13 protein-coding genes are annotated in these 14,721 nt (G+C 70.1%); 9 read left to right on the top strand and 4 right to left on the bottom strand.

Annotated features, from left to right (window positions below):
* Nucleotides 1-127 precede the first annotated feature (127 nt).
* The gene (locus IEV99_RS04685) at nucleotides 128-655 is read left to right on the top strand and encodes a DUF6101 family protein (protein ID WP_188516538.1); all 528 of its coding nucleotides are present in this window, start codon (nucleotides 128-130) and stop codon (nucleotides 653-655) included.
* Nucleotides 656-995: 340 nt separating this feature from the next.
* Here the strand turns inward: IEV99_RS04685 and xseA are convergent, their stop codons facing one another.
* A complete protein-coding gene (xseA, locus tag IEV99_RS04690) occupies nucleotides 996-2,564 on the bottom strand; it encodes an exodeoxyribonuclease VII large subunit (RefSeq protein ID WP_188516539.1) in 1,569 nt (522 codons plus the stop codon).
* Between the two features lie 402 nt (nucleotides 2,565-2,966).
* On the opposite strand from xseA, the gene purD reads away from it, so the two are divergent.
* The 6 genes from purD (at nucleotide 2,967) to rnhA (ending at nucleotide 8,862) form a co-directional block, all read left to right on the top strand.
* Nucleotides 2,967-4,232: a phosphoribosylamine--glycine ligase gene (gene purD, locus IEV99_RS04695; protein ID WP_188516540.1), complete on the top strand. Its 1,266-nt coding sequence runs from the start codon at nucleotides 2,967-2,969 to the stop codon at nucleotides 4,230-4,232.
* An 81-nt stretch (nucleotides 4,233-4,313) separates the two neighbouring features.
* Nucleotides 4,314-5,219, top strand: coding sequence for an alpha/beta fold hydrolase (locus IEV99_RS04700; protein ID WP_188516541.1), 906 nt, complete (start codon nucleotides 4,314-4,316; stop codon nucleotides 5,217-5,219).
* Nucleotides 5,219-6,379, top strand: a complete 1,161-nt coding sequence (locus IEV99_RS04705) for a benzoate/H(+) symporter BenE family transporter (protein WP_188516542.1) — start codon at nucleotides 5,219-5,221, stop codon at nucleotides 6,377-6,379. Before IEV99_RS04700 ends, IEV99_RS04705 begins: the two co-directional genes overlap by 1 nt.
* Nucleotides 6,380-6,423: 44 nt before the next feature.
* On the top strand, nucleotides 6,424-7,416 hold the full coding sequence (gene ispH, locus IEV99_RS04710) for a 4-hydroxy-3-methylbut-2-enyl diphosphate reductase (RefSeq protein ID WP_188516543.1): 993 nt from the start codon (nucleotides 6,424-6,426) through the stop codon (nucleotides 7,414-7,416).
* 4 nt (nucleotides 7,417-7,420) lie between these two features.
* A complete protein-coding gene (gene thrB / locus IEV99_RS04715; RefSeq protein WP_188516544.1) occupies nucleotides 7,421-8,386 on the top strand; it encodes a homoserine kinase in 966 nt (321 codons plus the stop codon).
* A complete protein-coding gene (gene rnhA, locus IEV99_RS04720; protein WP_188516545.1) occupies nucleotides 8,383-8,862 on the top strand; it encodes a ribonuclease HI in 480 nt (159 codons plus the stop codon). Before thrB ends, rnhA begins: the two co-directional genes overlap by 4 nt.
* Before the next feature lie 235 nt (nucleotides 8,863-9,097).
* Here the strand turns inward: rnhA and IEV99_RS04725 are convergent, their stop codons facing one another.
* Both IEV99_RS04725 and IEV99_RS04730 read right to left on the bottom strand, forming a co-directional pair.
* Nucleotides 9,098-9,583: a peroxiredoxin gene (locus IEV99_RS04725; protein ID WP_188516546.1), complete on the bottom strand. Its 486-nt coding sequence runs from the start codon at nucleotides 9,581-9,583 to the stop codon at nucleotides 9,098-9,100.
* A 94-nt stretch (nucleotides 9,584-9,677) separates the two neighbouring features.
* Nucleotides 9,678-10,535, bottom strand: coding sequence for a protein-disulfide reductase DsbD domain-containing protein (locus IEV99_RS04730; protein ID WP_188516547.1), 858 nt, complete (start codon nucleotides 10,533-10,535; stop codon nucleotides 9,678-9,680).
* A gap of 111 nt (nucleotides 10,536-10,646) precedes the next feature.
* Between IEV99_RS04730 and IEV99_RS04735 the strand changes: the two genes are divergently transcribed.
* Together IEV99_RS04735 and IEV99_RS04740 are read left to right on the top strand one after the other, a co-directional pair.
* Nucleotides 10,647-11,267: a YqgE/AlgH family protein gene (locus IEV99_RS04735; RefSeq protein WP_188516548.1), complete on the top strand. Its 621-nt coding sequence runs from the start codon at nucleotides 10,647-10,649 to the stop codon at nucleotides 11,265-11,267.
* A gap of 39 nt (nucleotides 11,268-11,306) precedes the next feature.
* Nucleotides 11,307-11,531 (top strand): hypothetical protein, encoded by a 225-nt coding sequence (locus IEV99_RS04740; protein ID WP_188516549.1) that lies wholly within the window; start codon nucleotides 11,307-11,309, stop codon nucleotides 11,529-11,531.
* A gap of 279 nt (nucleotides 11,532-11,810) precedes the next feature.
* On the opposite strand, the gene IEV99_RS04745 is transcribed toward IEV99_RS04740, so the two are convergent.
* Entirely contained in the window at nucleotides 11,811-14,693 is a 2,883-nt protein-coding gene (locus IEV99_RS04745) for an EAL domain-containing protein (protein WP_188516550.1), read from the bottom strand.
* Nucleotides 14,694-14,721 lie beyond the last annotated feature (28 nt).

A 14,721-nucleotide genomic window follows, 5' to 3' on the forward strand; every position in this document is an offset into this window, starting at 1 on the left:
CGTTAACCGGCTCGCAGAGCCCCGTTAACCACCCCTTTTAAGCGATTCCGAGACGCTCGGGAGCATGATCGTCGGCAAGTGGTCGGACCCGAAAAACAATGGGCCGCCAGCGTCTTGGGAGACGTCGATGACATGGATGCAGGAGCAGGCCAGCCCTGCGGGCCGCCGCGTGCGGCTCGCAGGGACCGGCCCCGACGAAACACGTCCGGTGCGCTGCCTCGTCGAGGGTCCGCTCGCCGACATGACGCCGCTCAGCGGCCCGGCGGCGCGCCGTCGCACGGTGGCGCGCGCCGCCTCGGGCGTGCTGCTGGCGCAAAGCGAAGTCCCTGGCGATTTCTACGACATCCACCTCTGCTACGCCGACGGAAGGCCGATGCAGATCCTGTATTCGGCGCAGGACGACGCCGCCGTGGTGGCGCTCTGGCGCCGCACCGCGCTCGACCTCGGCTTGCCCCTCATGGTGCAGCGCCAGGACGGCTCCGTGCTGCAGCCCTACGAGCATTGCGGCCCCGTTGCGATGGGCCTCTTTCGCTACCGGCGCCGCACCGCCCTGCTGCGCAACCGCCGCCCGCGCTTCCTCCAGCGCCGCAAGACCACCTGCCTTCCCGACCGCCCGGTCGTCCACCGCAACCGCGAGATGACCTCGCAGGCGTGAATGCACGGGTCGACCCTCCCCCTGAGGGGAGGGTGGGGCTGCGGCGTCTCCGTCACCTGCCGTCATTGCGAGCCGGAGGCGAAGCAATCCAGCCTAAGTGGCTGGCCGTTAGACTGGATTGCTTCGCTGCGCTCGCGATGACGGCGAGGCGGTCATGGTGGGTCCGGTGATCGGGACAGAGATCGCCGTCTCTCCACCGTCATCCCCGGCGGCCTGCGCAGCAGGTCGGGAAGGGGATCCAGAGCAAAGGCGCTCACCTCTGGATCCCCTTTCCGGCGCTCCGCGCCGCCGGGGATGACGGAGAGAGTGGAGCCTCACCGAAACTGGGAGTCTCAGTCAGTCACCCGCCGAACAGGCTGCCCTGGCCGGCGGGCTCGGGGGTCTTCGGCTTGGCCGCGCGGGGGCGGGGATTGTCGCCCGCGACGGCTTTCACGCGGCCGTCCGCGAATTCAATGTCGAGCATCGTTCCGCCGGCCACCTGCGCGGCTTCCCGCACCAGATGCCCGTCCGGGCCGTGCACCAGCGCGTAGCCGCGGCGCAGAACCTGCTTGTAGTCGTAGCTATCGAGCAGCTGCACCACGCGGCCGAGGGTTTCGCGCCGGCGCTCCACCGTGGCCGCCACGGCGCGGCCAGGCCGGCCTTCGAGCCGCTCCAGCCGCTCGCGGCGGCGGGCGACGAGCACCAAAAGGGCGCGGTCCGCGCGTTGCCCGAGAGCGGCGATGCGCTCGAGGCGCTGCGCTAGGCGCTGCTTCTCGGCCCGCAGGTTGGCGTCCTTGGCGGCGGCCAGGCGCTTCTCCAGCCCATCCAGCTTGGCCCGCATGCCGGCCAGCCGCGCCTGCGGCGAAAGCCCCGCGAGCTTGCGGGCGGCCTCCGACAGCCGCGCCTCGTGCCGGCGGGCGTTGGCGGCCAGCGCGTGCGCGAGCTTGCCGCCCGCGAGGTCGAGCCGCTGGCGCGGGAGGGCCAGCAGGTCCTCCGGGCCGGGCAGGGCGCGCGTGGCGGAGCGCAGGTCCGCCTTGCGCCGGTCGAGATGGCGCAGCAGCGCGGCCAAGACGCGCCGGCCGAGGTCGCCCACATTCGCCATGAGCTCGGAGCGCACCGGCACCGCCATCTCGGCCGCGCCCGTGGGCGTGGGAGCGCGCTTGTCGGACGCATAGTCGATCAGCGTCCAGTCGGTCTCGTGGCCGACGGCCGAGATCAGCGGGATCATGCTGTCGGCGGCGGCGCGCACCACGGCTTCGTCGTTGAAGCCCCAGAGATCCTCGATGGAGCCGCCGCCGCGGGCCACGATCAGCAGGTCCGGCCGCGCGATCGGGCCGCCTTCCGGCAGCGCGTTGAAGCCCCGGATGGCGGCCGTCACCTCGGCCGCGCTGGTCTCGCCCTGCACGCGCACGGGCCACACCACGACATGGCGCGGGAACCGGTCGGCGAGACGGTGGAGAATGTCGCGGATCACCGCGCCGGTGGGCGAGGTGACGACGCCAATCACGCCCGGCAGGTAGGGCAGCAGCTGCTTGCGGGCTTCGTCGAAGAGGCCCTCGGCGGCGAGCCGCTTCTTGCGCTCTTCGATCTGCGCCAGGAGAGCGCCGACGCCGGCCGGCTCCAGCGTGTCGATGATGAGCTGGTACTTGGACTGGCCCGGGAATGTCGTGATCTTGCCGGTGGCGATGACTTCCATGCCCATCTCGGGCCGGAACCGCATCTTAGCCGCCGCGCCGCGCCAGATCACGCCCGCGAGGCAGGACTTGTCGTCCTTGAGGTCGAGGTAGACATGGCCGCTGCCATGCACCGTGACCTTGCCGAGCTCGGCCCGCACGCGCACATGGCCATAGGCGTCCTCCAGCGTGCGCCGCAGGGCGCCCGAGAGTTCGCTGACCGACCATTCGGGGACGTTGGAGACGGTGTCGTTCATGCGCGCGAGCATAGTGGCCGAATCGCCGGGCGGGTAGGGCGGTGGGGCGGAACCCTCTCCCGCGCAGCGGGGGAGGGCAGGGAGGGGGCGGTGGTGCGGCCGACACCAGCCATCGCCGCGCTCCGCCGCCCCCTCTGTCGGCCGGCGCGACATCTCCCCCGCTGCGCAGGAGAGAGTTGCGCGACGGGCCCCGCAGCCGCAGCGGGCCCCTCTCCCCGGGCGCGCTTCGCGCGCCGAACGGGGAGAGGGCTGGGGTGAGGGTGGCCCAGCCGCTCCCCTCATCCGGCCCTTCAGGCCACCTTCTCCCCGTGCCGGCGAGAAGGGAGGCGCGCAGATTCTCGTTTTCACCCGCCGACCGCTTGCTCTAAAGCATCGCCAGGAACCAACCCGGCGGAGGCCACCATGAAGATCCTGCTCATCGGCTCCGGCGGGCGCGAGCATGCGCTGGCGTGGAAGCTGGCCCAGAGCCCCCGCTGCGAGAAGCTGTTCATTGCGCCCGGCAATCCCGGCACGGCGCAATGCGGCGAGAACGTCGTGGTGGACGTGACCGACCACAAGGCCGTGGTGGATTTCTGCCGGCTGATCGGCGTCAAGTTCGTGGTGGTGGGCCCCGAGGCGCCGCTGGTGGCCGGGATCGTGGACGACCTCAAGGCGGCCGGCATCGTGGCCTTCGGGCCGGAGCGCGTGGCCGCGCAGCTCGAGGGCTCCAAGAGCTACACCAAGGAAATGTGCCGCGAGGCCGGCGTGCCGACGGCCGCCTTCGCGCGCTTCACCGAGCCTGCGCCCGCCAAGGACTACATCCGCGCCCAGGGCGCGCCCATCGTCGTGAAGGCGGACGGGCTCGCGGCCGGCAAGGGCGTGGTGGTGGCCGCCACCGTGGCGGAGGCCGAGGCCGCGATCGACATGATGTTCTCGGGCGGCCTCGGGGCGGCCGGCGAGGAAGTCGTGATCGAGGAATGCATGGTGGGCGAGGAGGCGAGCTTCTTTGCCCTGGTGGACGGCGAGCGCGCCCTGGCGCTGGCCTCCGCGCAGGATCACAAGCGGGTCGGCGATGGCGACACCGGGCCCAACACGGGCGGCATGGGCGCCTACTCGCCGGCGCCGGTGGTGACCGACGCCGTGGCGGCCCGCGTGATGGCCGAGATCATCGAGCCCACGGTGGCGACCATGAAGCGCCGCGGCGCGCCCTTTCGGGGCGTGCTGTTCGCCGGGCTGATGATCACCGCCGAGGGGCCGAAGCTGATCGAATACAATTGCCGCTTCGGCGACCCCGAATGCGAGGTGCTGATGCCGCGCCTCCAAGGCGACCTCGTGGAGCTGCTGCTCGCCACCGCCGAGGGGCGCCTCGGCGACGTGAGCGTGGGCTGGAGCCGGGAGGCGGCGCTCACGGTCGTGATGGCCGCCAGGGGCTACCCGGCCAAGCCAGAGACCGGCACGCCGATCCGCGGGATCGAGGCCGCCGAGGCGCTGGAAGGCGTGCGGGTGTTCCACGCCGGCACCAAGGCGCAGCCGGACGGCTCGCTGGTCGCCTCCGGCGGGCGCGTGCTCGCCGTCACGGCGCTGGGCGCCACGGTCGCGGAAGCCCAGAAGCGGGCCTATGACGGCGTCGCCAGAATCGACTGGCCGGGCGGCTTCAACCGCACCGATATTGGCTGGCGCGCCGTCTAGGCGCTGGACCGCGAGCCTCCTGGCTCGCATCTTTCCGTCGTTCAGGGCGAGCCGGAGGCTCGCGGTCCAATCGAGGCTCCCATGTCCGATCTCGCCGACCTCTTCCCCGGCTTCGCCTCCAAGTGGATCAACACGGAGGCGGGCAAGATCTTCGCCCGGGTGGGTGGGGAGGGGCCGCCGCTGGCGCTGATCCACGGCTTTCCGCAGACGCACGTGATGTGGCATCGCATCGCGCCGGAGCTGGCCAAGCGCTTCACCGTGGTGGCGATGGACCTGCGCGGCTATGGCTGGTCCACCGCGCCGCGCGGCGACGGCGGGCGGGAGGTTTACTCCAAGCGCGCCATGGCGGGCGACGTGGTCGCGGTGATGCAGGAGCTCGGCCACGTGCGCTTCGCCGTCGTGGGGCACGATCGCGGCGCGCGCGTCGGCTACCGGCTGGCGCTGGACCATCCGGGCCGGGTGGAGCGGCTGGCGTTGCTCGACATCGTCCCGACGCTGCTGATGTGGGACCGCATGGACGCCAAGAGCGCCATGCAGGTGTATCACTGGACGTTCCTGGCGCAGCCCGAGCCCGTGCCCGAAAAGGCGATCGGCGGGGATCCCGTGGCGTGGCTCGACCACACGCTGGCGAGCTGGACCAAGACAAAGTCGCTGGACGGCTTCGACGGGCGGGCGCTGGCGCATTACCGGGCGTTCTTCAACAATCCCGACCGCATCCACGCCTGCTGCGAGGACTACCGCGCCGGCGCGACCACCGACCTGGCGCAGGACCGCGAGGACCGGGCGGCGGGCAAGATCATCGACTGCCCGGTTGCGGTGATCTGGGGGGCGGCCGGCATCCCGGCCGCCGGCGCGAGCCCGCTGGACGCGTGGCGCGAGACCTTCGCGCCGAAGGCCGTCGGCGAGGCCGTGGACGCCGGGCACTTCCTCGCCGAGGAGAACCCGCAGGCGACGCTGGCCGCGCTGCTGCCGTTTCTGACCGCCTGATGCGCCCTTCCGTCGTGATCTCGGCCGTCGTGGCGGCCCTCGTGGGCTTTGGCGGCACGCTCGCGATCGTCGTTCAGGCGGCGCGGGCGGCTGGCGCGGACGCCGCGCAAACGTCGTCCTGGGTGACCGGGCTCTGCCTCGCGATGGCGGCGACAAGCGCGTTTCTGAGCATCCGCCACCGCATCCCGATCATCACCGCGTGGTCGACGCCCGGCGCGGCGCTGATCGCGGCCTCAACCGTGCCAGTCGGCATGAACGCCGCCGTGGGCGCGTTTCTGCTGGCGGGCGGGCTGATCCTGCTAACGTCGGCGTTCCGGCCGCTGGGCGACCTCATCGGCCGCATTCCCACCGCGGTGGCGGCAGCCATGCTGGCGGGCGTGCTGATCCGCTTCGTGCTCGCTGTGTTCGAGAGCGCCGGCCACGCGCCGCTGCTGGTGTGGCCGCTGGTCGGCCTCTTCCTGGTCGCCCGGCTCGTGAACCCCTCCTGGGCGGTGCTCGCCGTGCTGGCGGCGGGCGGAGCGCTGAGCTATGCGCTCGGCCTCACCGGGCCGATGCCGGACGGGCTCGGCTTCACCAGCGTTGCCTGGATCGCGCCCAGCTTCGAGCCGGCCGTGCTGGTCGGGCTCGGCCTGCCGTTGTTTATCGTCACCATGGCGTCGCAGAACCTGCCCGGCTTCGCGGTGCTGAAGGCGGCCGGCTACGCCGCCCCGGCGCGCTCCATCCTGGGCGTCACCGGCCTCGCCTCCGTGCTGACCGCGCCGCTGGGCGCCCACACCAGCAACCTCGCCGCCATCACGGCCGCGCTCTGCACCGGCCCGGACGCCCATCCCGACCCCGAGAAGCGCTGGATGACCGGGCCGTTCTACGGCGCGACCTACCTCGTCTTTGCGGCCTTCGGCGCATCCTTGGTGGCGATCTTCGCGGCCCTGCCGGGCGACCTTGTGAAGACTGTCGCCGGCCTCGCCCTGCTTGGCCCGCTGACGGGCGCGCTAGCCGCCGCGCTGGGCGACGAGCAGCGCCGGTTCGCGGCCGTGCTGACGCTGGTGGTGACGGCCTCCGGCTACGCGGCCTTCAGCATCGGCTCCGCCTTCTGGGGCCTCGCCGCCGGCCTGCTGGCGCTCGCGCTTGACGGCGGCGCCCGCCGCTGGCGCGCCCGCTAGCGTCCCGCCTTGACCTCGCCCCGCCGCGCCGCCACAAGAGCCCCATGGCCGCCGACGCACCGCCCCTGACCCCTTCCGCCGAGAAGCCGCCCCTCACGGTGCTGCTCTGCGCCCCGCGCGGCTTTTGCGCCGGCGTGGTGCGGGCCATCGACGCGGTGGAGCAAGCGCTGCGGCTCTACGGGCCGCCCGTGTATGTGCGCCACGAAATCGTACACAACAAATACGTGGTGGAAGGCCTGCGCCGCAAAGGCGCGGTGTTCGTGGATGAACTCTCCGAGATCCCCGAGACCTCCGCGCCCGTGATCTTTTCCGCCCACGGCGTCGCCAAGGCGGTGCCGGTCGAGGCCGCCGAGCGGCGCTTCTTCGCCGTGGACGCCACCTGCCCGCTGGTCACCAAGGTGCACCGCGAGGCCGAGGTGCACTGGAAGCGCGGCCGCACCGTGGTGCTGGTCGGCCATTCGGGCCATCCCGAGGTGGTCGGCACCATGGGGCAACTGCCGCCCGGCGCGGTGCTGCTGGTGGAAACCGTCGCGGACGTCGCCCGCCTCGCGCCGCCCGACCCTCAGACGCTCGCCTATGTGACGCAGACGACGCTGTCGGTGGACGACACCCGCGAGATCGTGGAAGCGCTGCGCGCCCGCTTTCCGGCCATCGTCGCCCCCCACAAGGAAGACATCTGCTACGCCACCACCAACCGGCAGGAAGCCGTGAAGGTCGTGGCCCCCAAGGTCGACGCCATGCTGGTGGTCGGCTCGCCCAACTCCTCCAATTCGCAGCGGCTCAAGGAAGTCGCCGAGCGCGCCGGCTGCCCGGTGTCCCGGCTGGTGCTGCGGGCGCAGGACATCGACTGGTCGCTGTTCGGCTCGATCAGGGCGCTGGGCGTCACGGCCGGCGCCTCCGCCCCCGAGGTGCTGGTCGAGGAGATCATCGACGCCTTCGCGGAGCGCTACGACGTGACTGTCGAGACGGTCTCGACCGCGGACGAGAGCGTGTTCTTCCCCCTGCCGCGCGAGCTGCGCGGCGCAGCCGCGGAGTAGGCGCGTGGCGGTCTACACCGACGTCTCGGACGAAGAGCTCTCGGCCTTCGTGGAGAAGTACGACATCGGCGGCCTTCTGGCCGCCAAGGGCATCGCCGAAGGCGTCGAGAACTCCAATTACCTGCTGCACGCGCAGAAGGGCTTCTACATCCTCACGCTCTACGAGAAGCGCGTGCGCGAGGAGGACCTGCCGTTTTTTGTCGGCCTCATGCAGCATCTGGCGGCTGGCGGCCTCAATTGCCCTGTGCCTGTGCGCACCCGCGACGGCGAGGCGCTGGGCCGGCTCGCCGGCCGGCCGGCCTGCATCGTCACCTTCCTGGACGGCATGGGCGTGCGCCGCCCCGGCGTCGGTCACTGCATGGCGGTGGGCGAGGCGCTGGCCCGCCTGCATCTCGCCGGCGCCGACTTCCCCATGCGCCGCGCCAACGCGCTCTCGGTCGGCGGCTGGAGGCCGCTGTTCGAGGCCGCCGAGGCGCGCGCCGACACGGTGACGCCGGGCCTGCGCGAGCACACCGCCGCCGCGCTGGCGGCGCTGGAGCGCGACTGGCCCACCGGCCTGCCCGAGGGCGTGATCCACGCGGATCTCTTTCCCGACAACGTGTTCTTTCTCGGCCCGCAGCTCTCCGGGCTTATCGACTTCTATTTCGCCTGCACGGACGCGCTGGCCTACGACCTCGCGATCGGCCTCAACGCCTGGTGTTTCGAGAATGACGGCTCCTACAACATGACCAAGGGTCGCGCGATGATCGCCGGCTACGAGCGCGTGCGCCGGCTGGAGCCCGCCGAGGTGGAAGCCTTGCCGACGCTCTGCCGCGGCGCGGCGCTGCGCTTCATGCTCACCAGGCTGGTGGACTGGCTCAACGTGCCGCCCGGCGCGCTGGTGCGCCCCAAGGACCCGCTGGAATACTACCGCAAGCTGCGTTTCCACGAGCGCGCCGCCTGCGCGTCCGACTACGGGCGCACGCCATGACGACGACGGACGGCGCGGCCGACAAAGTCACGATCTACACGGACGGCGCCTGCAGCGGAAATCCCGGCCCGGGCGGCTGGGGCGCGCTGCTGGTCGCGGGCGACAAGAAAAAGGTCATGAAGGGCGGCGAGCCGCTCACCACCAACAACCGCATGGAGCTGATGGCCGCCATCATGGCGCTGGAGGCGCTGAAGCGTCCCTGCGTGGTCGACCTCTGGACCGACAGCCAATATGTCCGCCAGGGCGTCACCACCTGGATCCACGGCTGGAAGCGCAACGGCTGGAAAACCGCCGACAAGAAGCCCGTCAAGAACGCCGAACTTTGGCAACAGCTCGACGCGGCCCGCGGCAAGCACACGGTCCAATTCCACTGGGTGAAAGGCCATGCCGGCCACACCGAGAACGAGATGGTGGACGGGTTGGCCCGGGAAGGAATGGCGCCATTCCTGCCGAAGAAACGCGGGGCGGCGGGGTAAACCCCCTGGGCCATGGGGACGAGAGGGGCGGGTCCCTCGCCCGTCATTGCGAGCGACAGCGAAGCAATCCAGCTGACGCAGGGCCACTCGGCTCAGAGCCTTTCGCCCGGCGCCTGGGTTGCTTCGTCGCTGCGCTCCTCGCAATGACGGCGAGGCGCACTATCGGGCATGAACGACCGGTACAAGCCTGGCCATGACGAACATGGGGCGGCTTGTGCCGGATGAATGCCCCAGCTCAGAGCTGCTTCAGCAGGTTCTCGGCGCCCGAGACGTCAGCCTTGGAGGGCGAGTCCTCGACGTTGACGGCGCGCACGACGCCGTCGTCGACGATCATCGAGTAGCGCTGCGAGCGGGTGCCGAGGCCAAAGCCCGTGCCGTCGAGGGCGAGGCCGAGGGCCTTGGCGAAGTCGCCGTTGCCATCGGACAGGAACTCGATCTTGCCGGAGCCGCCGGTGGACTTGGCCCAGGCGTCCATCACGAAGACGTCGTTGACGCCCGTGACCGCGATGGCGTCCACGCCCTTGGCGAGAATCTCGTCGGCCTTCTCGATGAAGCCCGGCAGGTGGTTTTTGTGGCAGGTGGGCGTGAAGGCGCCGGGCACCGCGAACAGCACCACCTTGCGGCCCGAGAAGATCTCCTCGGTGGTCTTGGCGGCCGGGCCGTTCTCGGTCATGACGCGAAACGTGGCCTGGGGCAGGGTATCGCCGACTGCGATGCTCATCGAAAACTCTCCTGGGGATCTCGGGCTTGGCCCGGACGGATGCTCAGCGCAGGGGCCGGGCGGGGAACCCGCCCTGCGTCATGACGGCCTAGATCTAGTGCGGCTTGATCATGGCGTCGAGATGGGCTTCCACGGCCTTGTCGCCCGCCGTCAGCGTGACCGTGAGGGGCTGGCCCGCCAGCCTGGCGTCCGCGGGCCGCGCCTCCACGGAAAGGCGCCATGTGGCGCGGCGGTTTGCCCCCTCGACGGTCTCGGTCGCGAGCGCCGGAACGCCGAAGAGCCAGTCGGCCGTGGGGCCCTCCACGAAGATGTCGGTGGCCGCGCCGGCGGGCGTCAGCGTGGTGGCCAGAACGGCCTTGTCGTCCGGCGTGGGCTCCAGGCTGGCGATCGCCGGGACCTCGCGGTCGCCGATCTTGCCCGACTTCGGCGTGCGCGCGACCGCGTCACGCACGCTCGACGCGAAGGGGGCGAGCAGGCCGCCCAGCGGCAGCGCGGCCTCGCCGTTGACCGGGATGCAGATCTGCTCGCAGACCGCGTAGTCGAGCTTGAGGTCGAGCTTCGCGGGCTTGGCGGGGTCGGCGAGCGTCACCCGCACGGGCAGCAGCGCCTTGTCCTTGTAGCCGATCGACGACCCGGCCGCGTCCTGGAAGCGCGTCGGCGCGGGCCAGAGCACCTCGACGGATCGGACGTTCTCCGACCGCGACCAGTCGAAGCTCGGCGGCAGGCCCGAGTCGCCCGGCATGCGCCAATAGGTTTTGAAGTGCGGATCGAGCCGGATCTCGACGCCGGCGAGGCGCTGGCCGGGCTTGTCGCCCGCGCCGCCGTCCACGAGGCGGAACGATGCGTGGAAGCCGGACTGCCAGTCCGACGCGCCCGGCGAGGCGGCGAGGGACGGGGAAGCCGCGCATGCGACGGCGAGCAGCAGGGCGGAGACGGCGCGAAAAAAGGTCATCCGCCTCTCATGCCAGAGCCGCCCGCGCCCGCAAAGTGACGAGACGGTGATGGGCGTTGGAACGGCGCGCCCGGGCCCGCGTTGGCTTCGCAGCGAAATGGGCATACGATCATGTTCCTTGAAACCATCGAGAATTCCGTCGCGATGACGTCCCGCGGCTTCCTGGACGGTCAGATGCTGATCGCAATGCCGGGCATGCCGGACGAGCGGTTCGCCCGAACGGTGATTTATGTCTGCGCGCACTCGCCAGAAGGCGCGATGGGCTTGGTGATCAACCAGCCGGCGCCGAACATCGAATTCCCGCATCTGCTCGAGCAGCTCGAGATCATCACGGCCGACAGCGGCATCAAGCTGCCCGAGCGCGCCGAGCGCTTCAAGGTGCTGAAGGGCGGCCCGGTGGAGACCGGCCGCGGATTCGTGCTCCATTCGTCGGACTTCTTTATCGACAAGTCGACCCTGCCGATCGACGACGGCATCTGCCTCACCGCGACCGTCGACATCCTGCGCGCCATCGCAACCGGCGGCGGGCCGCGCGACGCCATTTTGGCGCTGGGCTATGCCGGCTGGGGCGCGGGCCAACTCGAAACCGAGATCAACGAGAACGGCTGGCTGCATTGCGAGGCCGACCCGCAACTGCTGTTCGATGGCGGGTTCGAGACGAAATACGACCGCGCGCTGCGCAAGATCGGCGTCGATCCCGCGATGCTTTCGACGGAGGCCGGTCACGCGTGAGCGTTAGACACGCGAGTGATCTTTGCTAAGATGACCCGCATGGGCAAAATCGACGCTGCTCTTCGGGCCTGGGAAGATCTGGACGAGTCTGAGAAGGACACGTTCGAGGCGATCATCGCCGAACAGCGCCATCCAGAACAGGAACTTTTGTCGACCGATCAGCAGGCTGAGGTCGACGAGCTCGTTGCCCAGCTCGAAGCAGGGACGCTGGAATTGGCGACGGACGAACGTGTCGTCGCCCTGCGGCGTTCCGTTGGCCTTTGAAGGTCGTTTATTCAGATAAGGCCGCGAGCCAGCTCGAAAACATCAGAGACTATCTTTCGGCCGAGAGCGCTACCCTGGGTCCCGAAACGGTCGCACGCATCTTCAAGTGCGCGGACACGATTCACCTATGGCCAGAGGGTGGGCGTCGTCAGCGAGGCAACATTCGCCTCCGCGTGGTTCCCCATCTGCCCTAAGTGATCCTTTACCGGGCCGACCGGCGGAAGAATGTTCTGACCATCCTCGCCGTCTACCACACCGCACAGGACCGACCCCGCTAGCTCACGCCGCCTCGGACGCCGCTCCCACCAGTTTGCGGGCTTCCAGCGCCGTCATGGGCGGGCCGAAGGCGTAGCCCTGCGCGTGTTCGCAGCCGAGCTGGTAGAGCTCGATGGCGTCGGACTCGGTCTCGGCGCCCTCGGCCACCACTTCCATGCCGAGGTCGTGCGCAAGCGTAATGATGGAGCGCAGGATCACCGGGCGGGCGCCCTTGCCGTCGGGCTTCACGAAGGAGCGGTCGATCTTGATGGTGTCGAACGGGAAACGCTGCAGGTAGCTCAGCGACGAATAGCCGGTGCCGAAATCGTCCAGCGACAGCCCGGCGCCGAGATCGGCGATGCGGGTGAGGATCTGGGTGGCGTATTCCGGGTTCTCCATCACCAGGCTTTCGGTGATCTCCAACTTCAGCGTGCCGCGCTGCACCGGATAGCGCGACAGCACCATCTTGACGTCCTGCAGGAGGTCGTGGCGCAAAAGCTGGCGGCTGGACACGTTGACGCTGGCGAAGATGGGCGGGTCCACCTCCAGCGCCCGCTGCCAGGCGGCGAGCTCCTGGGCGGTGCGGTCGAGCGCGAACACGCCGAGCTCGATGATCAGGCCGCTCTCCTCCGCGATGGAGATGAACTCCGCCGGCGCGAGGCGGCCATGCTTGGGATGGTCCCAGCGCATCAGCGCCTCGAAGCCCGCCACGGTGCGGTCCTCCAGCCGGACGATGGGCTGGAACAGCATCTTGATCTCGTTGCGCTCCACGGCGCGGCGCAGGTCCATCTCCAGCGCCAGCCGGTCGGTGCGCTGCGCCCGCATCGCGGGGCGGAACACCTCGATGCGGTCGCCGCCGAGCTTCTTGGCGTGCATCATCGCGATCTCGGCCGAGCGCAGCACGTCCTCGCCGCGCGACTGCGAGCTCGGATCCGGCAACGCGATGCCGGTGGAGGCGGTGAGGAAGATCTCGCGGTCGCCGAACACCACCGGGGTGGTGACGACGCGCCGGATGGTGTCGGCCAGCATGGTGATGCGGTCCGGCTCGCGCTCGGACAGCAGCAGCAGGCCGAACTGGTCGCCGGTGACGCGCGCCAGCGTGTCCTGCGGCTTCAGCAGGCGCCCGAGCCGGCGCGCCACCGCGAGCAGGATCGAGTCGCCGGCCGGCAGCCCAACCGACTCGTTGATCTGCTTGAACCGGTCGAGGTCGAGCACGATCACGGTGGGGCGAACGTCGTCGTCCGTGCGCGCCAGCGTCAGGGCGTTGTCGAGCCGGTCGAGGAACAGCCGGCGGTTGGGCAAGCCGGTGAGGTTGTCATGCACGGCGTCGTGCAGGATGCGCTCTTCGGCGGTCTTCATTTCGGTGACGTCGCCGAGCGTCCCGACCACGCGCACCACTTCGCCGTCCGAACCCACCACCGGGCGGGCGCGAAGCGCGTACCAGTAGTAGTGGCCGTCCGAGGTCTTCAGGCGGAAGTCGAGCGAGACGCGCCCGCGGCGCTGTTCCAGCACGGCGTCCAGCGTGGCGCGGAAGCGGTCGCGGTCGAAGGGGTGCATCACCTCCAGCCAGTTGGCGGCCGGACCCTCCAGAGCGCCGCGCTTGAGGCCGAGCTGCGCCTCCACCTCGGGGCTGACGAACACCCGGTCGGCCGTGACGTCCCAGTCGAACACCGTGTCGCCGGAGCCGGCAAGCGCCAGCGCCTTGCGCTCGGCGTCGCTCACGAGCCCCTGCGCCAGCGCGCCGCCCGCAAAGGCGTGCTGCATCACCGTGAAGCCGATCAGCATCACGATCAGCACCAGGCCGCCCAGCAGGGCCGGGGACACGAAGTCGTTGGTGAGCTGGCCCGAGATCGCGAAGGCGGTGGCGATCACCCACACCAGCAGCAGGAACCAGGTCGGCGCCAGCATCACGGCGCGGTCGTAGTTGTGGGTGGAAAGGTAGACGACCAGCAGGAACCCCACCGCCGCCACGGCCGCGATGGAGATGCGCGCCACGCCGGCCGCCATCACGGGGTCGAACACCGCGAGCCCGATCAGCGCGGTGAGGAACACCAGCCAGCCGGCCGTGACGTGGCTGTAGCGCACGTGCCAGCGGTTGAGGTTGAGGTAGGCGAACAGGAACACCAGCAGGGTGGCGGCCAGCACCGCCTCGGCGGCGGATCGATACACCTGCTCGCCCTGCGGCGTGGTGGGGACGATCTTCTGCCAGAAGCCGAAATCGATGCAGATATAGGCCAGCACCGCCCAGGCGAGCGCCGCCGCGGCGGGGAAGATCACCGCGCCCTTCACCACGAACACGATGGTGAGAAACAGCGCCAGGAGCCCCGCGATGCCGATCACGATGCCGCGGTAGAGGGTCAGGCCGTTGGCCTTTTCCTTGTAGTCGTCCGGATTCCACAGGTAGAGCTGCGGCAGCTTCGGATTGGCGAGCTCGGCGATGTACGTCACCGTGGAGCCCGGATCGAGCACGATCTCGAAGATGTCGGCCTCGGCGTTGTCCTCCCGGTCCGGGCTTTCGCCCTGGCTCGCCGTCACGGCGGTGATTCGCGTCGCGCCGAGGTCGGGCGACACCACGCCGGAATTCACCAGCCGGAAATGCGGGGCCACGAGCCAGCGGGTGAGCTGCTCGTTGGTGTCGTTCTTCAGCGCGAACACGATCCAGTCCGGCCGCGTGCCGGCCTCCTTCGCCTTGATGGCGATGCGCCTGACGATGCCATCCGCGCCGGGAGCTGTGGAAATCTGGATCAGGTCTCCATCCGAGCGCGAGCGCTCCACGAAGGGCAGCAGGTCCACGGCCGCGCTGCCGGTCCGCACCGACACGGGATCGAGCGCCAGGGCCGTCCCGGGGACGGCCGCCAGCGCGAGGACGAGCCCGGCCAAGGCGAAAATGAACCTGAGAAAACGCAACGAGGACGTCCTGGGGAATCGGCGCCGA

The organism is Alsobacter metallidurans (genome assembly GCF_014636935.1).
In the GTDB taxonomy this organism is placed as follows: Bacteria; Pseudomonadota; Alphaproteobacteria; order Rhizobiales; family Beijerinckiaceae; genus Alsobacter; species Alsobacter metallidurans.

Bases quoted from the DNA above. Each gene is read 5' to 3' on its own strand.
- IEV99_RS04685 (WP_188516538.1), top strand. From the start codon at position 128: ATGACATGGATGCAGGAGCAGGCCAGCCCTGCGGGCCGCCGCGTGCGG.
- xseA (WP_188516539.1), bottom strand. From the start codon at position 2,564: ATGAACGACACCGTCTCCAACGTCCCCGAATGGTCGGTCAGCGAACTC.
- purD (WP_188516540.1), top strand. From the start codon at position 2,967: ATGAAGATCCTGCTCATCGGCTCCGGCGGGCGCGAGCATGCGCTGGCG.
- IEV99_RS04700 (WP_188516541.1), top strand. From the start codon at position 4,314: ATGTCCGATCTCGCCGACCTCTTCCCCGGCTTCGCCTCCAAGTGGATC.
- IEV99_RS04705 (WP_188516542.1), top strand. From the start codon at position 5,219: ATGCGCCCTTCCGTCGTGATCTCGGCCGTCGTGGCGGCCCTCGTGGGC.
- ispH (WP_188516543.1), top strand. From the start codon at position 6,424: ATGGCCGCCGACGCACCGCCCCTGACCCCTTCCGCCGAGAAGCCGCCC.
- rnhA (WP_188516545.1), top strand. From the start codon at position 8,383: ATGACGACGACGGACGGCGCGGCCGACAAAGTCACGATCTACACGGAC.
- IEV99_RS04725 (WP_188516546.1), bottom strand. From the start codon at position 9,583: ATGAGCATCGCAGTCGGCGATACCCTGCCCCAGGCCACGTTTCGCGTC.
- IEV99_RS04730 (WP_188516547.1), bottom strand. From the start codon at position 10,535: ATGACCTTTTTTCGCGCCGTCTCCGCCCTGCTGCTCGCCGTCGCATGC.
- IEV99_RS04735 (WP_188516548.1), top strand. From the start codon at position 10,647: ATGTTCCTTGAAACCATCGAGAATTCCGTCGCGATGACGTCCCGCGGC.
- IEV99_RS04740 (WP_188516549.1), top strand. From the start codon at position 11,307: ATGGGCAAAATCGACGCTGCTCTTCGGGCCTGGGAAGATCTGGACGAG.